This is a genomic window from Stomatobaculum sp. F0698, from assembly GCF_030644385.1.
GTDB lineage: Bacteria > Bacillota > Clostridia > Lachnospirales > Lachnospiraceae > Moryella.
In genome coordinates this window covers 1,626,562-1,647,071 of sequence record NZ_CP130060.1, presented here as the reverse complement: position 1 = coordinate 1,647,071, position 20,510 = coordinate 1,626,562, and the positions used below count along the sequence as shown (strand labels likewise).

General features: G+C 54.2%; 22 protein-coding genes. 21 read left to right on the top strand and 1 reads right to left on the bottom strand.

The window, feature by feature from the left end; all coding sequences use genetic code 11:
• Window positions 1-2 precede the first annotated feature (2 nt).
• The 13 genes from QU660_RS07490 (at window position 3) to QU660_RS07430 (ending at window position 10,695) form a co-directional block, all read left to right on the top strand.
• Window positions 3-1,133, top strand: coding sequence for a 5-methyltetrahydropteroyltriglutamate--homocysteine S-methyltransferase (locus tag QU660_RS07490; RefSeq protein ID WP_304945907.1), 1,131 nt, complete (start codon window positions 3-5; stop codon window positions 1,131-1,133).
• A gap of 248 nt (window positions 1,134-1,381) precedes the next feature.
• Window positions 1,382-3,016 (top strand): malolactic enzyme, encoded by a 1,635-nt coding sequence (locus tag QU660_RS07485; protein ID WP_304945906.1) that lies wholly within the window; start codon window positions 1,382-1,384, stop codon window positions 3,014-3,016.
• Window positions 3,017-3,028: 12 nt separating this feature from the next.
• Entirely contained in the window at window positions 3,029-3,976 is a 948-nt protein-coding gene (locus QU660_RS07480) for an AEC family transporter (RefSeq protein WP_304945905.1), read from the top strand.
• A 116-nt stretch (window positions 3,977-4,092) separates the two neighbouring features.
• The gene (locus QU660_RS07475) at window positions 4,093-4,563 is read left to right on the top strand and encodes an LURP-one-related/scramblase family protein (protein WP_304945904.1); all 471 of its coding nucleotides are present in this window, start codon (window positions 4,093-4,095) and stop codon (window positions 4,561-4,563) included.
• 145 nt (window positions 4,564-4,708) lie between these two features.
• The gene (locus tag QU660_RS07470; RefSeq protein ID WP_304945903.1) at window positions 4,709-4,933 is read left to right on the top strand and encodes a DUF1858 domain-containing protein; all 225 of its coding nucleotides are present in this window, start codon (window positions 4,709-4,711) and stop codon (window positions 4,931-4,933) included.
• Window positions 4,933-5,793 (top strand): DUF4300 family protein, encoded by an 861-nt coding sequence (locus QU660_RS07465; protein WP_304945902.1) that lies wholly within the window; start codon window positions 4,933-4,935, stop codon window positions 5,791-5,793. Before QU660_RS07470 ends, QU660_RS07465 begins: the two co-directional genes overlap by 1 nt.
• Window positions 5,790-6,161, top strand: a complete 372-nt coding sequence (locus tag QU660_RS07460) for a hypothetical protein (RefSeq protein ID WP_304945901.1) — start codon at window positions 5,790-5,792, stop codon at window positions 6,159-6,161. The genes QU660_RS07465 and QU660_RS07460 overlap by 4 nt, the downstream gene beginning before the upstream one ends.
• A gap of 108 nt (window positions 6,162-6,269) precedes the next feature.
• Window positions 6,270-7,307 carry a M42 family metallopeptidase gene (locus QU660_RS07455; protein WP_304945900.1) on the top strand — a complete coding sequence of 346 codons (1,038 nt, stop codon included), beginning with the start codon at window positions 6,270-6,272 and terminating at the stop codon, window positions 7,305-7,307.
• Between the two features lie 146 nt (window positions 7,308-7,453).
• Complete coding sequence (locus tag QU660_RS07450) at window positions 7,454-8,194, top strand: MerR family transcriptional regulator (protein WP_304945899.1); 741 nt, start codon at window positions 7,454-7,456, stop codon at window positions 8,192-8,194.
• Window positions 8,195-8,363: 169 nt separating this feature from the next.
• Window positions 8,364-9,284 carry a helix-turn-helix transcriptional regulator gene (locus QU660_RS07445; protein WP_304945898.1) on the top strand — a complete coding sequence of 307 codons (921 nt, stop codon included), beginning with the start codon at window positions 8,364-8,366 and terminating at the stop codon, window positions 9,282-9,284.
• Window positions 9,281-9,691 (top strand): VOC family protein, encoded by a 411-nt coding sequence (locus QU660_RS07440; RefSeq protein WP_304945897.1) that lies wholly within the window; start codon window positions 9,281-9,283, stop codon window positions 9,689-9,691. The genes QU660_RS07445 and QU660_RS07440 overlap by 4 nt, the downstream gene beginning before the upstream one ends.
• Window positions 9,692-9,707: 16 nt before the next feature.
• Complete coding sequence (locus QU660_RS07435; RefSeq protein ID WP_304947240.1) at window positions 9,708-10,346, top strand: GyrI-like domain-containing protein; 639 nt, start codon at window positions 9,708-9,710, stop codon at window positions 10,344-10,346.
• A gap of 1 nt (window position 10,347) precedes the next feature.
• Complete coding sequence (locus tag QU660_RS07430) at window positions 10,348-10,695, top strand: TfoX/Sxy family protein (protein ID WP_304945896.1); 348 nt, start codon at window positions 10,348-10,350, stop codon at window positions 10,693-10,695.
• A 63-nt stretch (window positions 10,696-10,758) separates the two neighbouring features.
• Here the strand turns inward: QU660_RS07430 and QU660_RS07425 are convergent, their stop codons facing one another.
• Entirely contained in the window at window positions 10,759-11,448 is a 690-nt protein-coding gene (locus QU660_RS07425) for a hypothetical protein (RefSeq protein ID WP_304945895.1), read from the bottom strand.
• 157 nt (window positions 11,449-11,605) lie between these two features.
• Between QU660_RS07425 and QU660_RS07420 the strand changes: the two genes are divergently transcribed.
• The 8 genes from QU660_RS07420 to leuB all read left to right on the top strand — a co-directional run bounded on the left by QU660_RS07420 (window position 11,606) and on the right by leuB (window position 20,462).
• On the top strand, window positions 11,606-12,460 hold the full coding sequence (locus tag QU660_RS07420) for a CbrC family protein (protein ID WP_304945894.1): 855 nt from the start codon (window positions 11,606-11,608) through the stop codon (window positions 12,458-12,460).
• A gap of 42 nt (window positions 12,461-12,502) precedes the next feature.
• Window positions 12,503-13,057, top strand: a complete 555-nt coding sequence (locus QU660_RS07415; protein ID WP_304945893.1) for a methylated-DNA--[protein]-cysteine S-methyltransferase — start codon at window positions 12,503-12,505, stop codon at window positions 13,055-13,057.
• A 67-nt stretch (window positions 13,058-13,124) separates the two neighbouring features.
• The gene (locus tag QU660_RS07410) at window positions 13,125-14,609 is read left to right on the top strand and encodes a hypothetical protein (protein WP_304945892.1); all 1,485 of its coding nucleotides are present in this window, start codon (window positions 13,125-13,127) and stop codon (window positions 14,607-14,609) included.
• 115 nt (window positions 14,610-14,724) lie between these two features.
• Window positions 14,725-15,786 (top strand): recombinase RecA, encoded by a 1,062-nt coding sequence (gene recA / locus QU660_RS07405; protein WP_304945891.1) that lies wholly within the window; start codon window positions 14,725-14,727, stop codon window positions 15,784-15,786.
• Complete coding sequence (locus tag QU660_RS07400; RefSeq protein ID WP_304945890.1) at window positions 15,783-16,391, top strand: regulatory protein RecX; 609 nt, start codon at window positions 15,783-15,785, stop codon at window positions 16,389-16,391. Before recA ends, QU660_RS07400 begins: the two co-directional genes overlap by 4 nt.
• A gap of 88 nt (window positions 16,392-16,479) precedes the next feature.
• Window positions 16,480-18,027 carry a ribonuclease Y gene (gene rny / locus QU660_RS07395; RefSeq protein WP_304945889.1) on the top strand — a complete coding sequence of 516 codons (1,548 nt, stop codon included), beginning with the start codon at window positions 16,480-16,482 and terminating at the stop codon, window positions 18,025-18,027.
• A 230-nt stretch (window positions 18,028-18,257) separates the two neighbouring features.
• Entirely contained in the window at window positions 18,258-19,238 is a 981-nt protein-coding gene (locus tag QU660_RS07390; RefSeq protein ID WP_304945888.1) for a hypothetical protein, read from the top strand.
• Window positions 19,239-19,379: 141 nt separating this feature from the next.
• Window positions 19,380-20,462, top strand: coding sequence for a 3-isopropylmalate dehydrogenase (gene leuB / locus QU660_RS07385; RefSeq protein WP_304945887.1), 1,083 nt, complete (start codon window positions 19,380-19,382; stop codon window positions 20,460-20,462).
• The last annotated feature ends 48 nt before the right edge of the window (window positions 20,463-20,510 follow it).

The following is a 20,510-nucleotide window of genomic DNA, read 5'->3' as shown; positions in this document are numbered from 1 at the left end:
TAATGAGCAAATTCGAAACACCGTTTCGCTATGATTATGTCGGGAGCTTTCTGCGTCCGGAGGTATTAAAAGAGGCAAGAGCCGATTGGAACGCAAAGAAGATTTCACGTGAGGAACTCCGCAAGGTGGAGGATGCCTGCATCACGGATTTGATTGAGAAGCAGAAGGCACTCGGCTACCGTGTGATTACGGACGGCGAGTTCCGTCGGAGCTACTGGCACCTTGATTTCATGTGGGGGCTAAACGGCATCGAGGAGATCGAGCTGGACCACGGCTATTATTTTAAGGGCGAGGAGACCACACACGGTTCCTGCCGCATGACGGGAAAAATAAGCGGCGAGAACCATCCGATTGTACAGGATTTTCTCTTCGTAAAGCAGTTTGAGGACGAGAACACGATTGCAAAGCAAACTCTGCCCGCTCCGGCGCAGACCCTCGCCGAGCTCTTCCGTGAGGACAATGCGCGGATTACAAGGGAGTTTTATCCGGACGACGAAGAGCTGCTTCGCGACCTTGCGGCGGCCTATCACAGAGTCTATCTGGACCTCTACGCGGCGGGCTGCCGGAACATTCAGCTCGATGACTGCACCTGGGGCATGATCGTGGATGAGGAAGGCTACTGGAAGATGCGCGAAGGCGACGGCGCAACGCTTGAGCAGGAAGCGGAGCGCTATCTGAAGGTCAATAACCTCTCCCTCGAGAATTTGCCGGAGGATTTGGTCGTGAACACCCATATCTGCCGCGGCAACTATCACTCGACCTACGCGAGCAGCGGCCCCTACGACAAGGTGGCACCCTATGTCTTTGCACAGGAAAAGGTGGAGAGCTTTTATCTGGAGTACGATGACAAGCGCTCCGGCAACTTTACGAGCTTAAAAGAGATTCCGCGCGGCAAGAAGGTGGTGCTCGGCCTCATCACGAGCAAGCGTCCGGAGCTCGAATCCAAGGAACTCATAAAACGTCGCATCTATGAGGCTTCGCAGTATGTACCGCTTCGCGATTTGTATTTGAGCCCGCAGTGCGGATTTGCCTCCTGCGAAATCGGAAACAAGCTGACGGAGGAAGAGCAGTTTGCAAAGCTTCGCCTCGTCAAAGAAATTGCGGAAGAGGTCTGGGGCGCGGAAGAAGCCTGAACGGCAGAAAACACAACGCTTCGCTGCGCCCATTGCGGTGAAAATGAGGGCAGTATGCGCAGCACGTATCAATCGAGGAGATACCGGAGCGCCTGCGCCGAACGGCTTTGGGACGAACGAACTTCCGAACTTATACCGGAACACAGGGATTCACAGATAATTCATTGGAAACATCGAAATTTATCTGTTATAACCGCGATAACAGACTCGAGTGAGTTTGCCGGTGATTTTGAATCAGGAGGTTCAACATGACAAAGTCGGGATATGAGCTCTTAAAGGATCCGTTCCTCAACAAGGGGACGGCATTTACGCAGGAGGAGCGCAAGGCATATCAGCTGGAGGGGCTGCTGCCTCCGGCGGTTGAGACCATTGAGCTCCAGGCGGAGCGCGTCTATGCGGAGATGAAGAAGAAGAGTTCCTTGATTGAGGAGAGACGTTTTCTCATGGATGTCTTTAACCACAACCGCACCCTCTTTTACTACGTATTTCGCGAGCATCTGGTAGAGCTCATGCCCATTGTCTACGACCCGGTCATTGCCGAAAGTATTGAGAAGTACAGCGAGCAGTTTGTGGATACACAGAATGCCTGCTATCTCTCGATTGACCGTCCGGATGAGATAGAGGCTTCCCTCCGAAGCGCTGCGGAAGGCAGAGAGATACGCTTGATTGTCGCAACGGATGCCGAGGGAATTTTGGGAATTGGGGACTGGGGCACGAACGGAGTGGACATTGCGGTCGGAAAGCTGATGGTCTATACCGCGGCGGCCGGCATTGATCCGTCCTGCATTCTTCCGGTTGTGTTGGACTGCGGCACAAATCGCGAGTCGCTTCTGCAGGACAAGTTCTACTTGGGAAACCGTCATCCGAGAATTTACGGCGAGCAGTACAATGCGTTTGTGGAGCGTTTTGTTCAGGCGGTCGAGAAGCTATTCCCGCGGCTCTATTTGCACTTTGAAGATTTTGGCAGAGCCGATGCGGCTGCGGTGTTAAAACGTTATCGTGACCGATTCCCGGTCTTTAATGACGACGTGCAAGGCACCGGCATTATTTCCCTCGCGGGTATCCTTGGGGCAATGCGCATTAACAAGGAGAAAATCACAGATCAGAAATATCTCTGCTTCGGTGCCGGAACGGCAGGTGCCGGCATTGCGGATCGCGTGTACAAGGAAATGATCGCCCAGGGGCTCAGCGAGGAAGAGGCGAGACAGCGCTTCTATTTGGTGGATAAGCAGGGGTTGCTGTTTGACGATATGACAGATCTCACGCCGGAACAGCGTCCGTTTGCGAGAAAGCGAACGGAATTTCAGAATGCGAATGAGCTCACGACTTTGGAGGCTGCGGTGTTTGCGGTGAAGCCCACGATTATGGTGGGAACTTCGACCCGGCCCGGTACATTTACCGAGAAGATTGTGCGCGGTATGTGCTCTTGGTGCGAGCACCCGATTATTTTCCCGCTCAGCAATCCGACCGAACTTGCGGAGGCAAAGGCGGAGGATCTGATTGCCTGGTCCGAAGGCAAGGCAATGGTCGCAACGGGAATTCCCGCAGATTCGGTGGAGTATAAGGGCGTTCGCTACGAAATCGGTCAGGCGAACAACGCGCTGATTTACCCGGGTCTCGGTCTCGGCAGCATTGCCGTAAACAGCAGCCGCATGACGGACGAGATGATTTCCGCAGCGGCACACTCGCTCGGTTCCTTCCTCACCCCCGATGTTCCGGGAGCGGCTGTTATTCCGCCGGTTGCGCGGCTTACGGAGTTCTCCCATACAGTGGCTTCGGTGGTCGCGGAATGCGCGATGAAGCAGAACTTGAACCGTGTGGAAGGAGAGGTGGAGAAACTGATTGCGGATGTTACCTGGACCGCAGAGTACAAGCCGCTCTAACGGAGAACGCGCATGATATTAGAGGTACTCTCCGGTATTATTCCGATTATTGCCCTGATTGTGCTGGGTTTTGTTCTGCGTGAAAAGAAATTCCTGAGCAAGGGGCTCGACCGCAATTTGACATTCTTGGTTATGAACGTTGCTCTGCCTGCCTCGGTCTTTCTTTCTGTCGTCAATAATCTGACGGTCAAGACCTTGGAGGAGCTTGCGAAACCGCTCGTAATCGGTCTCATTGTCTTCGGCGCGAATTATATCTTGTCGTATTTCATCATGCGCCTGAGCCGCGTGCCCCGCGGCCGCAAGGGTATTTTTCTGAATACCGTCGTGAACGCGAATACCATTTTTATCGGTATGCCGCTCAATCAGGCGCTGTTCGGAACGGAGGCAATCTCTTACTTTTTGGTTTACTATGTTTTGAACACGCTTTCGACCTGGACTGTCGGTGCGGTGTTTATTGCGCGAGACGGCCGGACACAAGGAGCGGGGGGCGGAAAGGTAAATCTCAAGCAGATTTTGTCGCCGCCGATTCTGGGGCTGCTTGCAGCGCTGCCGGTGTTGTTGCTCGGCATTCACTTGCCGAAGCCGGTTACGGAAACGCTCTCTTATCTGGGAACTCTGGTGACGCCGCTCTCCCTGCTTTACATCGGCATTGTGCTGTCGGAGGCGGGGCTTCGGAGTGTGCGTTTTGACAAGGACACCGTTGTGGCTTTGCTCGGTAAATTTGTCCTGAGTCCTGTCCTAACGGCAACTGCTCTATACCTCGCAGTGCGCTGCGGTATCGCGCTTCCGGCGAAGCTCAGAGACACCATGATTGTGCAGTCCGCGGTTCCGGCACTCACGGTGCTGCCCATTCTTGCGGGGGATGCGGACGGAGATGTCGAATATGCCACAAATGTCGTTGTCACCAGCACGGTGCTCTTTGTGGTCGTGATTCCGCTTGTCATGACCTTGCTGAAATAAAGTTATCCCGAAAGGGCGGCTGTCGAGAGACCGCCGCCCTTTTTCGGAGGAATGAGCCGGGCTATGATTGTACCGGGGAAGCATGACAGAATACACAGAGAAGGAGAAACGATACGATGAGAATTTTGATGCGCCAGCGGCTTTTGTCGATTTTGGATCACTACGATGTCTGCGACGAAGCGGGGCAGAAGCTCTTTCAGGTCAACGGAAAGTTTGCGCTTACGCCGGAGCTTCGCATACGGAACGCGGCGGGAGAGGAAATCGCACATACGAAATTCGAGATGTTTCACCTGATGCCGCACTACAATTTTTATGAGAACGGCGAGAAGATTGACCGCATGGTCAAAAAAATCACACTGTTTCGGCCGCGATACGAATTGGAGCAGTCCGGCTGGACGGTGCAGGGCAACTTCCTGGACCACGAGTACCAAGTGACAGACGACGAGGGCAGGGAGATTGCAAATATTTCGAAGGCCTATCTCAAGGTCCGCGACACCTATGCAATCGATGTGCCGAATGCGCGCAATGTGCTCCGCGTACTGATGGTCGCTCTGATTGTGGACTCGGTGCAGCACCCGTCGCGCTGAGCGGCGGACACAGCGAATTCATAGAAAATCAGTAGAAATTAGTGGAGTGGATTGCTATACTATAGCGGCAGGACGATGGTTCTGCCGCTATTTTGTTTTACATGGCGCTTGAGAGGCAGCAGGCTGCCTCGGAAGGGAGAAAATCATGGATATTACCAATATGACGAAGCTCGCGGAGCTCTTCAAGCAGTACCCGTTCTTAAAGGACGAGCTTGTCAAGTACAGCGACAAGTTCGCGGCGCTCAACAACCCGATTGCGAAGGCCGTTGTGAGCCGGGTGAACCTGGGTCAGGTCTCCGAGACTTCCGGTATCGACGTCAACACGCTGATTGCGAAAATCAAAGAGATCATCGCAGCGCATCAGGCGTAATGCGGGCGGGAAATAAGGCACTCCGTTTTGCGGCCGCAGCGCTCATGGGACTTAGTCTCATGGCCTGCGGCAGTGCGAAGCAGAGTGCGAGCGTGAGCGAACCGGTTGAAATCAATTTGTCGGAGAAGAGCGGACAGGAGGAAGTCAGTGCCGCGCTTGCCAAGGCGGGTATTCCGGAGTCCGATATTCAGGAATTTCAGCGCGAAGTAGAGCGCTTTCAGACAGCGGTCGGCGATGCGAGCACCGAAGATGAGATGGCGGATCGCTGGGAAAAGGCCTATCCGGATTTTGTGGGCACCAACTGTCGCATTACGGCCTTCATGCTCGGCAATTCGCTGGTCAAGGTAGAGGGCGGAAGCGGGGACGGACTCTCCGGGAAGGAGAACCTGGCCTTTGATATGGAGGCACTTCAGAAAGCGCCGGAGACCCTTTGGGACAGCAGTCAAAACGATGCCTTTGCGCGCCTCTTTGCCGAGGTTCCGGCGGCGGATACGAAGGATGTCGCAGAGCAGGTGAAGCAGGTTCAGAAGGCGTGGAAGGAGAGAGGCATCTCCTTTGCGGACGGCAAGGCAAGCCTTGTGACCGTCTGGCTGCACTCCAAGATTACCCCGGAGGAGAACATCCTCTTCCCGGGCCACGTGGGTGTGATCATTCAGGAGGACAGCGGAAAGCTTCTCTTTGTCGAGAAACTTGCGTTCCAGAAGCAGTACCGCGCGCTGTACTTTGAAAACCGCGCGAGCTTAAATGCCTATCTCATGGGACTCTATGATTTGGATGAGAACCAGCCGACCGCACATACCTTCCTCATGGAAAACGACAAGCTGATGCAGGATTACAGCGTTTTAAAGAAGGGAGCGTGAGCCAAATCGAGGGCGGAGAATTTCGTGTTAAGCACCTTGAGCTCTTGCTCAGCGCCGTGCTCTCCCGCGCCGGGATTCCGGAAGAGGAGGTCACGGAGCTCAGTGCCGAGCGGAACCGCGTGGCGTTTCAGATGGGCGGGCACAGCTATCGCATCTTCATCACCCAATACGAGGACGATGTCCTCGGAGAAACGGTGACTTACCTGCTCTTTGATGAGAAAAACGAGCTCCGCTCCCGTGCGGCCTCGAAGCTCTACCACTTTGAGATAGACGGCGCCCGCTTTGAACAGTTGATTCCCGAGCAGCTCTCCTGTGAGATATGCACCGGGGGCTGCCCGGACTGTTATAAGCTTCGCAAGGAGGCATAAAGTTCCGGCAGATGCTACCAAAGCAAGAATGCTTATGCTAAGATAATTTTGATTAGACACGGACAAGTGCCCGCTTGCGGGCACCCTATTTTTGTAAGGAGGAGCGGTATGTCTCAAACATTGAAGTATTTACAGGAAGTACTCGCAATTCCCTCTCCGACCGGCTTCACGAAGGAAGTGCAGGAGTACCTGCTTGCGAAGGCAAAGGAATTCGGCTTCCCGGTGAAGCACACGGCCAAGGGTCTTGTGATTGTGACTGTCAAGGGCAAGGACGATGAGCATCAGCGCATGCTGACCGCGCACGTGGATACCCTCGGCGCTATGGTTCGCGCGGTCAAGTCGAGCGGTCGCTTAAAGCTCGCGCAGATCGGCGGCTACCCCTGGAACATGGTCGAGGGCGAGAACTGCACGGTGCACACGGCTGACGGCAAGAAAATCAGCGGAACCATCCTGATTCACCAGACCAGCTGCCACGTCTATAAGGATGCGGGCACGGCAGAGAGAACGCAGGACAACATGGAAGTGCGCCTCGACGAGAAGGTGACCAACGAGGAAGAGACCAGAGCGCTCGGCATCGAAGTGGGTGACTTTGTCTCCTTCGATCCGCGCACCCTGATTACCGAGAAGGGCTTTGTGAAGAGCCGCTTCCTCGATGACAAGGCGAGCGTTGCGATTCTCCTCGACATTCTGGATCGCATCAGCAAGGAGAAGATTGAGCTTCCGTACACGACCCACTTTGCGTTCTCGGTTTACGAGGAAGTGGGCCACGGTTGCAACTCTTCGATTCCGGAGAAGGTGGTTGAGTACCTGGCTTGCGACATGGGCGCAATGGGCGACGATCAGCAGACCGATGAGTACACGGTTTCCATCTGCGCAAAGGACGGCACCGGCCCTTATCACTATGCGTTCCGTCAGAGACTTGTGAGCCTTGCGAAGGAGAACAAGATTCCCTATCGCGTGGACATCTACCCCTACTACGGCAGCGACGCTTCCGCAGCGCTGAACGCAGGTGCGGAAGTGAAGCACGCACTGCTCGGCGCAGGCATCGAGTCGAGTCACTCCTACGAGCGCACCAACAAGGAGTCGATCGACGCGGCAGAGGCGCTGGTCATGGCTTACGTAAAGAGCCCGCTGGTGGAAGACTGAGAGCAGTCCGAAAACGGCAAGGGCAAATAGTGAACAAAAAAGAGAGCTTTCCGCTGCGGCGGGAAGCTCTTTTTTCGTTGTGAAAAACACTTGACTCTTACCTTAGGTCATAGTCTAGGATGAAAGCACACAGGAGGGAAGAGCATATGAGGACGGTGAATGAGGTCAGCAAGTTGAGCGGGGTGAGTATACGCACCTTGCAATACTACGACAAGATCGGTTTGTTACATCCCACAGACCATACGGAAGCGGGATACCGGCTGTATGACGATACGGCACTTGCCAAGCTGCAACAGATTTTGCTGTTCAAGGAACTTGAGTTTCCGCTCAGCGAAATTAAGCGCATTTTGGAATGCGCCGACTACGATGAGAATAAGGCTCTTTCCCAACAAATCAGACTTCTCGAATTAAAGAAAGAGAGGTTGGAAAGATTGATTGCGTTTGCCTGTGGAATCAAACGAATAGGAGTGAAACGTATGGATTTTTCGGCTTTTACGACAGAACGGATTCAAGCATATGCCGAAGAGGCAAAGGCAGCCTGGGGGCATACGCCGCAATACAAAGCGTTCGAGGAGGCGGATGTCAAACGAAGTCAAAATGACAGGCGGCTTATGATGACAGAACTTATGGCAATTTTTCGGGAACTGGGGCAATTGAAGGACGGAGCGGCGGAAGAAGGCGAAGCGCAGCTCTGGGTCAAGAAGCTTAAGGGGTATATTACAGAGAATTTTTACGAGTGTACGGATGAGATTCTCCGCTCGCTCGGAACAGTGTACGCCTGCGGCGGTGAATTCACGGAGAACATAGACCGCGCGGCAGGCGAAGGAAGTGCGAAGTTTGCGGAAAAGGCAATCCAAGCCTACTGCGATAGGCGCAGTGAAAATTGAGTTCGGGTGAGAGACAACAAGAGGCCTTCCCCATCCTTTGGGATGGGGAAGGCCTCTGTCCTTGTTGGCCGTCTATTTTGTTTTCAGAAAAAAGATGTAGCGATACAATAAACATGACATACTTATGTCGTGTTATCTTTGTTAAGATATGAACGGAGCGTGAAAAATAATGAAGATAGACAGGCTGATTGGGATATTGTCGATCTTGCTGCAGGAAGAGAAGACAACGGCGCCCGAACTGGCGAAGCGGTTTGAGGTTTCCAGGCGAACGATTAACCGGGATATCGAGGACCTTTGCAAAGCCGGAATCCCGATAAGGACGATGCAGGGTACAGGAGGCGGTATCAGCATCATGGACGGATACCGCATGGACAGGACAATCCTTACATCAAAGGATATGCGGATGATTCTTGCCGGGCTCCGGAGCCTTGACAGTGTGAGCGGAAGCAGCTATTACGGGCAGCTGATGGAGAAGATTCAGACAGGCTCATCCGAATTTATAAGTGGCAGGGATTCCATGCTTATCGACCTGTCCTCGTGGTACAAGGGGATGCTTGCGCCAAAGATTGAGATCATACAGGAAGCGATAGATAACAGGCATCTGCTTGATTTCAAGTATTACGCGCCTTCGGGTGAGAGTGTCCGCGCGATAGAGCCGTACTATCTGGTATTTCAGTGGTCGAGTTGGTATGTATGGGGCTGGTGCTTAAGCCGCAGGGATTTCCGTCTGTTTAAGCTGAACCGTATGGACGGGCTTTCAGACACGGGAGAGGCCTTTATATGCCGAGAAGTTCCAATGCCGGATTTGTCCAATGAGAAGATATTCCCGGGCGGCATCCCGGTAAAGGCTCTTTTCACGCAGGATGTGAAGTGGCGGCTTGTGGAAGAGTTCGGTTCTGAATGCTTTACCGAGATGGATGACGGGCGGCTGCTCTTTTCTGCGGATTATACGAATATGGAGAACTTGGTCACATGGATACTGACTTTTGGTGGCAACGCAGAGGTTCTGGAACCGCCGGAGGTTCGCAGGGCGATTAGGAAAGCTGCTGAGGAAACATTAAAAAACTACATGGAGGATAATGCAGTATGAGATTAGACGGTTTTGGATTACTGGTTGAAGATATGGCGAAAATGGTTCGCTTTTATCGGGATGTGATGGGGTTTGAAATTAGAGAGGCGGAGGATACGTCCAATGTGTACCTTGTGAAGGATGGAACCCTGTTTTTACTGTATGGAAGGAAAGATTTTGAAAAGATGACAAGCCGGAGATATGAGTATATCAAGGGCTTGAATGGCCATTTTGAGATCGCGTTGTATGTCGATACTTTTGATGAGGTTGATGCTGCCTTCAAAAAGGCGGTGGAGAACGGTGCAACGCCGGTATTGGAGCCTGAACCGGAGCCGTGGGGGCAGAGAACCTGCTATATCGCCGATCCCGAAGGGAACCTGATTGAGATCGGTTCATGGAACAAGCCGTATGAAGAAAAAGATCAATAAGCCGGAGGAAGAACAGATGGCATTTGATTATAAAAAAGAATATAAAGAGTTTTATATGCCGAAGGCAAAGCCGGAGATTGTCACGGTTCCGAAAATGAACTATATTGCCGTCCGCGGAAGCGGAGATCCGAATGCGGAAGACGGCGATTACAAGGCGGCTGTCGGGCTTTTATACGCGATTGCTTTTACAATCAAGATGAGCAAGAAGGGCGACCATAAGATTGAGGGGTATTTTGATTATGTGGTTCCCCCGCTGGAAGGTTTCTGGTGGCAGGATGGCTTGTCCGGGGTTGATTACAGTCATAAGGAAGATTTTCAGTGGCTCTCCGTGATAAGGCTTCCCGACTTTGTGACAGAGGAAGATTTCAAGTGGGCGGTGAATGACGCAACAAATAAGAAAAAGCAGGATTTCAGCAAGGTGGAGTTCCTTACGATTGAAGAAGGACTCTGTGTGCAGTGTATGCATATCGGGGCTTACGATGATGAGCCTACCACGGTTGTCATGATGGATCGGTATCTGGATGAAAACGGATACGAGAATGATATGTCCGATGACAGGCGGCACCACGAGATTTATCTGTCTGATATGAGGCGTGTTGCACGGGAGAAGCTGAAGACTGTTATCAGGCATCCGATCAAGGCAAAGGGAGATTGATATGGCATCAACGAAAGAATATCTGGATTTCGTCATAGAACAGCTATCGGGCATGGACGAAATATCCTATCGGGCGATGATGGGTGAGTATATCCTGTATTATCGCGGCAGGGTGTTTGGCGGCATATATGATAATCGACTCCTGGTTAAGCCTGTTCCGACGGTGGTGAAGCTGATGCCGGATGCGCCAATGGAGCTTCCGTATGATGGGGCGAAAGAAATGATCTTGGTAGATGATGTGGATAACCGAGAGTTCCTGTGTAAGTTGGTCGAGAGCATGTGGGAGGAACTGCCGGAGAGGAAAAGGAAGAATCGGAAAGTCCGGTGTGTTATACCTTTGCGATGGTAACGGCAGCCTGAAACAGCGTGCGCCCCTTGAACGCGCGGTCTGTTTCAGGCTCTTTTTTTTCTGTTACGGCTGTGTTTCCCGCGCCGCGAGTTCCGCGCAGTATGCCTCAAAGGCGGTCTGTTCGGTCGCGGAGGCAAAGTGAAATACGAGGCCGTCCGGGTACTTCTCGGTGTAGAGATACATCCAGGGGCCGCTGCCGCCGTTCTCGCTGCTCTCATCCCGCGCTTTGATACTGCCGGTCTGAATCAGCTTGAAAAAGGCGAGGCGCTCCTCGGTACCGAGACTTACGTTTCCGGCGCCGCTGTCGCTTTCCCCTTCGGCGGCTGCGTAATTTCCGTTTGCGTCGCGTTTATCAAAGGAGAAGAAATAGCTTCCGTCCTTCATATAGAAGCGATAGCGCAGATAGCTGCTGCTGTTCTCGGCATTTGCCGCGGTGTAGTAAAAGTCGGTGATTTCTTCCAAGTAGATGTCCGCCTGCGTCATTTTGAGCGCTTCCTCGGCCGCAGAGCTCTCAGGTGTTCCGTTCTGTGCCGCATTTTCGCCCTGTCCGGCTTCGTCTTGTGTTGCGTCTCCCTGCGCTGTGTCTCCCTGCGCGGTCTCCCCCTGCTTTGTTGCACCCGGACCTGTCTCTCCTTGGCTTGCCGCTGCCGCACTTGTATCGCTCTTTTTTGTTGCGGCGTCCTTATTTGCCGCGCAGGCGCTGAGCCCTAGGACGAGAAGCAGGCAGCTTGTGAATAGCTTTATTTTTTTCATACGCCCTCGCTTTCTTTACAGGCAGTCTAGCATTGAAGCGGCGGCGGGGTCAATCCCGCCGGATGGCATTGTGCTGCGGAAACTGATACTGGAGTGCGGCGCCTGCTTTTTGTTATAATGGCAGCGTTATCGGCAAGAGACTGGGGAGGAAAGCGCGATGAATGAATTTCAGAGACAGTATATCGAATGCTCGAAACGTTACCGGGAGAAAGAGGATGCGGACAGCGTGCGCGCGCTCTATGCATTGAAGGAAAGTTTGGAAGCGGAAACCGCGCCGGAAGCCAAGCGCGTACTGGTCGATGTCTACGACCTCCTGGACTTTAAAAAGAGTGCCTATGAGCTCTTTTCCGCCCTTGCAAGTAAGAGCGATCGAAAGGACTTAAAGCGTCTCGGGAGCCTCAAGGATTACGCGGAGAATTGGGGCGATACCTTTGCGGTCAAATGCCCGAAGACAGCGGCAAAGATCAAAGAAGAGAGCAAGCGGGAGGAAGGCCTTCCGTTTTTCCGCTACCACCCGCACCCGCTGGAGACCGGTGTGTTCCGGGTGGCGGAAGAGGAGCTTCCCTGCGATTGCTGCGGAAAGCCGACCAAGATTTACTACGAAGGGCCCTTCTACGGCTTTCACGCGGACAGTCATTTTTGCCCGAACTGCATAGCGAGCGGAGAAGCCGCACAGAAATACGACGGGGAATTTCAGGATCAATTTTCGGTCGATGAAGGCGTTGAGGATCCTGCGCGTCTCGATGAGCTGATTCACCGCACGCCGGGCTACATCGGCTGGCAGCAGGAGCACTGGCGCGCCCACTGCGGCGATTTCTGCGCCTACCTCGGCGACGTGGGCGCAAAGGAAATGAAGATACAGGGTGTGCTCGAAGAAGTATTGGAAGATCCCATGTGGGACGAAAACGAAAAGCAGTGGATACGGGAGTCCGTAAACGGCGGCTCCATGCAGTGCTACCTGTTTCGCTGCCTGCACTGCGGAAAGCACATGGTCTGGATGGACTTTGACTGAGCTGCCGTGCGAGCGGAAATGTTCGATGAGAAAGAAGGCAGAATGATACAAATTGCACACTTAGACTCTCCGCTTGGGATGCTGACCCTTGCGAGCGCCGACGGGATAACGCTTTCGGGACTCTGGATTGACGGGCAGAAATACGACCGTGCGCTCTTAAAAGGCGAGCGTGTGCGGGAGTGCGGCATAGACGAACTTCCGATTTTTCGGGAGAGTGCGCGCTGGCTGGAACTCTATTTTTCGGGGCGGGAGCCGAACTTTTACCCGCGGCTTTCATTCAGCGGTTCCGAGTTTCGAAAGGCGATTGCGCGGGAGATGTTAGCGGTCCCCTACGGACAGACGGCAAGCTATCAAGAACTTGCGGTGCGTCTTGCCGCAAAAGAGGGCAAGGACTTTATTTCCCCCCATGCGACCGGTGGCGCGGTTGCACATAACCCCTTGCTTCTCTTCATTCCCTGCCATCGCATCATCGCGGCGGACGGTCGCTTAAGCGGCTATGCGGGGGGAATCGAGAAGAAGAAATATCTGCTTAAGTTGGAACAGGCGGAACCGAATTTACAAAAATGTAATACATCGAAAGAAAAGATTCGTATATAATAACAAATGTTAGCGGCTACGGAAGCGCCGCAGTAATACTGCGGCAAGAGGATGAAGGGAGTTTGACATGAAGAAGAGACAAAAGGCGGTTTTACTTTCACTTTCTCTGGCGGCGGCACTGGCGGTTTCCGGCTGCGGCGGCAAAAAGTCCGAGTCAAAGTCCATCGATGGGAGCGCTGCGGCGCAGTCGGAAGCATCGAACGCGGGGAGCGGCGAAGAGACCAAGGCGAGCGACGGAGCAAGTGCATCCGGCGGGACAAATGCAGCGAGCAAGGCGAGCGAAGAGGACAGCAAGTTTCCGACCGAGGTGAGAGCGGCGTTCACGGAGCTCCGAGATGTCAACTACGACGAGAAGAAGAGCAGCGCAAAGAAGCCGGAGGGCGAAGTCTTGACGCTCACGTCGGGACCTGTCACGGCGGAACTTCCGGCCAAAGGCTTTCAGCGCTCCAATGACCCGGAGCAGGCCAATTACGAGGTCTGGGCGGTCACGGAGGACGGACAGGGACGCGCCGCGACGATCACGCTTGAGGTGACGGCGGGCCAGGGATCCGGTGTGCGGCGCGGCGCCGACCGCGTGCGTTCGCTCGAGACCGGCTACAGCTACCAAGATTACACGGACATGAAGGCCAAGGTCATCAATGTGGGGAAGCAAAAGTGGCTTCGCCTTTCCTATCGCTCGGACAGAGGGACGGGGCAGAGCCGGGTGGTCCGGGACTTTGTCGACTACATCGGCTTTCTCGCAAACCGCGAGGTAGTGCTTCGCTTTGAATACGGCACGACTGCGGAGGAATACAGGGGAAGAACCGAGTCTCCCTTCACCGAGGAACTGATGGAGCAGATGGTGAATTCCGTCGCGACGGTTCCGGTGAACGAGTATAAGCCCGCCGGCATCGACTTAACGCCCTATGTCGACAAGGAAAATGTGAAGCCGAATACCGTGACCGGCGTGGAGGAATATTTACAGCCGGTGCCGCTGAGCCTCGATGCGGGCGAACTCAAGAAGATGCGGAAGGGTGTCAGATTACTCGGAGATGCGTATCTGGAAAAGATGAAGGAACTCGACTTGAGCGCGGTGGAGGACTGCTCCTCGTTCAGCGGCGAAACCGTGGTGCTCCATGGCAACGAAGACAATGAAAGCATCTCGATTCGACTTCCCGCGCAGTTTAACTCGAGTCAGAACGGACCGCTCTATCACCGTCACTTAAACGTTGCGGACTATAACACCGAATCCTACATCGAGGTCACGACCGAGGTGAACAGCGGAAACGCGCTCGAGAGATCCATTTTCAGCGCGAATGCCTACATCTCGCAGTTTATCGAGGCCGAGCAGGTGGGCGTTCAGGTCTACGGCGACAAGCCCTTCTTTGTGACCCTGCAGCTGGATAAGAGCACCGAGCCCTTCGGAAAACTCCTCAAGAAGAAGGCAATCCTCTGCGTGCACAACACCCTTGTCACGGTGCAATTTGTGGGACGCGGAGAGGAACTCACTTCGTTTACGGAGGGAGAAATCGAGGTGCTCAAGTCGATTGCCGTAAACGGAACCGGCGAATAAGAGTTTCGCTTGCAAAATTTGCCGGAAGCGGGTAAACTGAAAACAGAACAAAAGTTCGCGGAACAAATGTTTGCAAAACGGTTCCCGCGATTTGACTTGAGAGAAGAGGTGCGGTATGGATCAGGATGCAAAGAGACGGGCGCTGGACGAAGCGTTAAAGCAGATTGAAAAGGATTTCGGCAAGGGCGCGGTCATGAAACTCGGCGACCCGAGCAATATGATGAGTGTCGAGACCACGCCGACCGGATCGCTGAGCTTAGATCTCGCGCTGGGACTCGGCGGCATTCCGAAGGGACGTATCATCGAGGTCTACGGACCGGAGTCCTCCGGTAAGACCACGGTCGCGCTGCACATGGTTGCGGAAGTGCAGAAGCGCGGCGGCATTGCGGGCTTTATCGATGCCGAGCACGCACTGGATCCGGTCTACGCAAAGAACATCGGGGTCGATGTCGACAACCTCTACATCTCCCAGCCGGACACCGGTGAGCAGGCGCTCGAGATCACCGAGACCATGGTGCGAAGCGGTGCCGTGGACATCATCATTGTGGACTCGGTTGCGGCGCTGGTGCCGAAGGCGGAGATTGAGGGCGATATGGGAGATCTCCACGTGGGTCTCCAGGCGCGTCTCATGAGCCAGGCGCTCCGTAAGCTCACGAGCATTGTCAGCAATACGAACAGCACCGTAGTCTTTATTAACCAGCTGCGCGAGAAGATCGGCGTCATGTTCGGCAGCCCCGAGACCACGACGGGCGGAAGAGCGCTGAAGTTCTACTCCTCGGTGCGTCTGGATGTCCGCAAAATCGATGTCTTAAAGCAGGGCGGCGAGATTGTGGGTACCCGTGTCCGTGTGAAGGTGGTCAAAAATAAGATTGCGCCGCCGTTTAAGGAGATTGAGTTCGATATCATGTTCGGCAAGGGCATCTCGAAGGAGGGCGATATTCTGGACCTCGCGGTCAAGGAAAATATCGTCGAAAAGAGCGGCGCCTGGTTCTCCTACGAGGGCAATAAAATAGGCCAGGGTCGTGAGAACGCCAAGGGCTTCCTGCAGGAACACCCGGAAATTTCGGTTGAAATCGAGAATCGCGTGCGCGAGGCGCATGGACTGACACCCGTAGATACGACAGGAATTTCGGCCGGTAAGGCGGAAGCCATAGAGGAGCGGGAAGCGGAAGTATGACGATTACGGAAATTCTTCCGCTCGGCACGAAAAAAAGCAAAGTCCTCACGGATGAGGACTTTGCTTTTTCGCTTTACCGGGGGGAAATTAAAAAAATGGACTTGGAAGTCGGGAAAGAACTCACGGAGGACTTCCTGAAGACGGAACTCTATCCCCTGCTCATTCGGCGGAGCCGGGAGCGTCTGCTCTATCTCTTAAAGCAGAGGGATTACACCGAGGCGGAACTGCGTCGAAAATTTCGCGAAGGCTTTTATCCGGAAGAAATCGCGGAACTTGCGCTCGACTACGGGCGCAGTCTTCGCTATGTGGACGACAGACGCGTCGCGGAGACCTATATCAGGACACGGAGCGGGGAAAAGAGCGCCCGCTATATAAAGACCGCCCTCCGAAACCGCGGGGTCGACAAGGAACTCATCGAAGAGTTACTCGAAGCCGAGGCACCGGACGAAAGCGCACAAATCTGTCGGGAACTTAAGAAACGGCGCTACTCCGCCGAACTCGACAACAAGGCGGAACAGCGTATTTATGCAGCTCTCCTGCGTAAGGGCTATACTTACGGCGCGATTCGGGATGCAATACGTACTTATACTTGCGATAATTCTTAAGATTTGCTAGTATATTCATATTGCCATGAAATCGAAGCGCAATATAGGGAAAAATTTGTACCATGAAAACTGAATAAGGAGGTGCTCTGTGTCACAAATCATCATTGCAGTTGTCATCACGGCGGTGATTGTGGCTTTTTTGAGCTGGAATCTTGCGATTGCATATCGGAAGCGTACTTATGAAAGCAAGATCGGCAGCGCGGAGGTGAAATCCCGCGAGATCATCGAAGAAGCCCTGAAAACTGCGGAGACAAAGAAGCGCGAGGCCATGTTGGAAGCCAAGGAAGAAGCGCTCCGGACCAAGAATGAACTGGAGCGGGAAACCAAGGAGCGTCGCGCGGAGTTGCAGCACTATGAGAATCGCGTCCTCAGCAAGGAGGAGAATCTCGACAAGAAGCAGAATGCGCTTGAAAAGAGAGAGCAGACCTTGCAGCAGAAAGAGGAGAGCATTGCGGCGAGAAGCCGTGAGGTGGACTCTCTCTACGACAGAGGTATGGAAGAGTTGGAGCGCATTGCCGGCCTCTCGGTGGAGCAGGCGAAGGAATTCCTGCTTCGTTCGATCGAGGACGATGTGAAGCACGACAAGGCGCGTATGATCCGCGACCTTGAGAGCGCCGCAAAGGAAGAGGCGGATAAGAAGGCGAAGGAGTATGTGGTGAGCGCAATTCAGCGTTGCGCCGCAGACAGCGTCGCGGAATCCACGGTCTCGGTGGTACAGTTGCCGAACGACGAGATGAAGGGACGTATCATCGGCCGCGAGGGCAGAAACATCCGCACCCTCGAGCAGCTGACCGGTGTGGAACTGATTGTCGACGACACGCCGGAAGCGGTCGTGCTCTCGGGCTTTGACCCGGTGCGCCGCGAAATTGCGAAGGTTGCGCTTGAGAAACTGATTAACGACGGCCGCATTCACCCCGCGCGCATCGAAGAGATGGTCGAGAAGGCGCAGCGCGAGGTCGATACCCGCATGCGGGAAGCCGGTGAGGCTGCGGTGCTCGAAGTCGGCGTGCACGGCATTCATCCGGAGCTTGTGAAGCTCATCGGACGCATGCGCTACCGCACGAGCTACGGTCAGAACGCCCTGCGTCATTCGATCGAGGTCGCGGAACTGTCCGGCATACTGGCGGCGGAGGTCGGCGTAGATGTGCGCATGGCGAAGCGTGCAGGTCTCCTGCACGACATCGGCAAGGCGGTCGACCACGAGATCGAGGGCTCCCATGTGCAGCTCGGCGTGGAACTCTGCCGGAAGTACAAGGAGAACCAGATTGTCATCAATACCGTGGAATCTCACCACGGCGATGTCGAGCCGGAGAGTCTGATTGCATGCATTGTGCAGGCTGCGGATACCATTTCGGCGGCGCGTCCGGGCGCAAGACGTGAGACCATTGAGACTTACACGAACCGTCTCGCGCAGCTTGAGGAAATCACGAATTCCTTTGAGGGCGTCGAGAAGTCCTTTGCGGTGCAGGCAGGCCGTGAGGTTCGCATCATGGTTGTTCCGGAGAAGGTCACGGACGACGATATGGTTATTCTTGCGCACAATGTCGCAAAGCGCATTGAGCAGGAGATGCAGTACCCGGGCCAGATTCGCGTCAATGTGATTCGCGAATCGCGCGTTCAGGACACGGCAAAATAAAATTGCGGGAGATCCCCGCGCCCAAGATATTACGGGCGCGGGGGTCTTTTTTTTGGCAAATGTCATAAAAATGTAAGCGGATTGTTATTGACGATATAGCGGTTATCGGGTATCCTATAGACAGTCCCGATTAGAAGAAATGTAGAAAAAGTTGACGTTTGAAGCGTAGAGTTCTATTCACATTTTCCGACCGGACAAATTTCAGAGCGATTCATAAGGGGGAAATGACAATGAAACATGTCGTAAAAGGAACCGTTCTCGCAGGAGCTTTGATGCTCCTCACAGCTGCATTGGGTTTGACCGCATATGCGAAAGAGAAGGCAATTAAGAGCGTAGGCCTTAAGGTGACCGGAACCGTGCATGCGGGAACGCCGCACGGTGATGAGCAGCTTGAATTTAAGCCGGTCAGCAACCGTTACACCGTGAACAGCTTCGAGGTGCTGAATGAGGGTGCATCTTGGAAAGCGACGGATGTCCCGACTTTCCGCGTTCGTCTGCAGGCTGAGGACGGCTGCTACTTCCGGGTCAACGCTGCGAGCCAGATTCATCTGGAGGGCGCAGAGTATGTGAGCGCAACGCGTGAAGACAACGCTTACGCATTGGTGATTGATCTGAAGCTTCCGAGCCTTGAGCAGCAGGCTTCCAGAATCAACGAGGCTTATCTTCAGGGCACCACGGCAAGCTGGACCGAGTCTCTCGGCGCAGGCAGCTACGAGGTGAAGCTTAAGAGAGGCAACACGACGCTCGGCGGTGTGCAGATGGTGCAGGGTCAGTCCCTCGATGTTTCGAAGTACATGACCAAGGCAGGCACCTACTCCTTCCAGGTTCGCGGCGTGAGCGCAATGAACCCGGACTACCGCGGACCGTGGGCAAGCTCCAACGAGATTTCGGTGAGCGAAGAGACTGCGGCGGCGCAGAGAGCAAAGAACGCAACCGAGGAGAGCGCGGGAACCTGGCTGCAGAACGGCGGCAAGTGGAGCTTCCGTCTTCCGAACGGCGAGCTCGTGAAGAGCAGCTGGAGAAGAATCAACAACGAGTGGTACATTTTCGACGAAAACGGCAACATGATCACCGGCTGGTTCAAGGACGGCGACAACTGGTACTACTTCGATGAGGCGAACGGCAACATGTTCTACAACCGCATGAGCCCGGACGGCTACCAGCTCGACATCAACGGTGTCTGGGTTGCACCGCTGGCAAGCGCACAGTAAAACTGAGACAGATATTCAAAAGACGCTGTATTTTTCAAGCTTTCTTGAAAAATACAGCGTCTTGTTTTAATATGGAGGGAAAAGTTTTTCCTGAGAGAAAGCTTTTTGGAATCCCGAGGACAGGCACAGGAGGAGACTACTGTGGAGAAGAAAATTGTTTTGATTCCGGGCGACGGTATCGGACCGGAGATTGTGGGAGAGGCAAAGGCAGTGCTCGCGCATGTCGCCGAGAAGTTCGGACATGTGTTTCACTTTACGGAGATTGCAATGGGCGGTTGCTCGATTGACCGCTACGGCGAGCCGCTGACCGATGAGAACTTGCAAAAGGCAAAGGAGAGCGATGCTGTGCTGCTCGGTGCCGTGGGAGGAAACGCTGAGACGTCTCCCTGGTACAAGCTGGCACCTTCACTGCGCCCGGAGGCAGGTCTTTTGAAGATTCGGAAGGAGCTCGGTCTCTTTGCGAATTTGCGCCCCGCGTTTCTTTACCCGGAGCTTGCGGCGGCCTGCCCCTTAAAGCCGGAGCAGCTTGCGAACGGCTTTGACCTTGTGATTGTAAGAGAACTCACCGGCGGTCTCTATTTCGGCGAGCGCCGCACGGAAGTCGTGGACGGCGTCGAGACTGCGGTCGATACCCTGGTCTACACGGAACCGGAGATTCGGCGCATTGCCGTCAAGGCCTTCGAGGCCGCGGCAAAGCGCAGAAAGTCCCTGATCAGTGTGGACAAGGCAAACGTCCTCGATACCTCGCGCCTCTGGCGCCGGGTCATGGAGGAAGTCGGCAAGGACTATCCGGACGTGAAGCTCTCGCACATGCTGGTCGACAACGCTGCCATGCAGCTGGTCTACAATCCGGGACAGTTTGATGTCATCGTGACCGAGAACACGTTTGGCGACATTCTGTCGGATGAGGCGAGCATGGTGACGGGCTCCATCGGCATGTTGCCGAGCGCGAGCCTGAACGAGACGAAGCTCGGACTCTATGAGCCGAGCCACGGTTCCGCGCCGGATATTGCGGGACAGGACAAGGCGAATCCGCTTGCGACCATACTCTCGGCGGCTATGCTGCTTCGCTACTCCTTCGATATGGAGACTGAGGCGCGCGCGGTGGAGACTGCGGTGGCAGCCGTATTGCGGGACGGTTACCGCACGCCGGATATTTACACCGAGGGCACGAAAAAGGTCGGCACCCGAGAGATGGGCGCGCTGGTCAGGGCCCGCATCTGAAATTGATAATCAGATTTTTATTTTTGTTACAGCTTGGAAAGACATAGC

Bases quoted from the DNA above. Each gene is read 5' to 3' on its own strand.
- QU660_RS07445 (WP_304945898.1), top strand. From the start codon at position 8,364: ATGAAGATAGACAGGCTGATTGGGATATTGTCGATCTTGCTGCAGGAA.
- recA (WP_304945891.1), top strand. From the start codon at position 14,725: ATGGATCAGGATGCAAAGAGACGGGCGCTGGACGAAGCGTTAAAGCAG.
- QU660_RS07470 (WP_304945903.1), top strand. From the start codon at position 4,709: ATGGATATTACCAATATGACGAAGCTCGCGGAGCTCTTCAAGCAGTAC.
- QU660_RS07410 (WP_304945892.1), top strand. From the start codon at position 13,125: ATGAAGAAGAGACAAAAGGCGGTTTTACTTTCACTTTCTCTGGCGGCG.
- QU660_RS07425 (WP_304945895.1), bottom strand. From the start codon at position 11,448: ATGAAAAAAATAAAGCTATTCACAAGCTGCCTGCTTCTCGTCCTAGGG.
- QU660_RS07455 (WP_304945900.1), top strand. From the start codon at position 6,270: ATGTCTCAAACATTGAAGTATTTACAGGAAGTACTCGCAATTCCCTCT.
- QU660_RS07415 (WP_304945893.1), top strand. From the start codon at position 12,503: ATGATACAAATTGCACACTTAGACTCTCCGCTTGGGATGCTGACCCTT.
- QU660_RS07435 (WP_304947240.1), top strand. From the start codon at position 9,708: ATGGCATTTGATTATAAAAAAGAATATAAAGAGTTTTATATGCCGAAG.
- QU660_RS07390 (WP_304945888.1), top strand. From the start codon at position 18,258: ATGAAACATGTCGTAAAAGGAACCGTTCTCGCAGGAGCTTTGATGCTC.
- QU660_RS07450 (WP_304945899.1), top strand. From the start codon at position 7,454: ATGAGGACGGTGAATGAGGTCAGCAAGTTGAGCGGGGTGAGTATACGC.
- QU660_RS07420 (WP_304945894.1), top strand. From the start codon at position 11,606: ATGAATGAATTTCAGAGACAGTATATCGAATGCTCGAAACGTTACCGG.
- QU660_RS07440 (WP_304945897.1), top strand. From the start codon at position 9,281: ATGAGATTAGACGGTTTTGGATTACTGGTTGAAGATATGGCGAAAATG.
- QU660_RS07465 (WP_304945902.1), top strand. From the start codon at position 4,933: ATGCGGGCGGGAAATAAGGCACTCCGTTTTGCGGCCGCAGCGCTCATG.
- QU660_RS07480 (WP_304945905.1), top strand. From the start codon at position 3,029: ATGATATTAGAGGTACTCTCCGGTATTATTCCGATTATTGCCCTGATT.
- QU660_RS07475 (WP_304945904.1), top strand. From the start codon at position 4,093: ATGAGAATTTTGATGCGCCAGCGGCTTTTGTCGATTTTGGATCACTAC.
- QU660_RS07430 (WP_304945896.1), top strand. From the start codon at position 10,348: ATGGCATCAACGAAAGAATATCTGGATTTCGTCATAGAACAGCTATCG.
- QU660_RS07490 (WP_304945907.1), top strand. From the start codon at position 3: ATGAGCAAATTCGAAACACCGTTTCGCTATGATTATGTCGGGAGCTTT.
- QU660_RS07485 (WP_304945906.1), top strand. From the start codon at position 1,382: ATGACAAAGTCGGGATATGAGCTCTTAAAGGATCCGTTCCTCAACAAG.
- QU660_RS07400 (WP_304945890.1), top strand. From the start codon at position 15,783: ATGACGATTACGGAAATTCTTCCGCTCGGCACGAAAAAAAGCAAAGTC.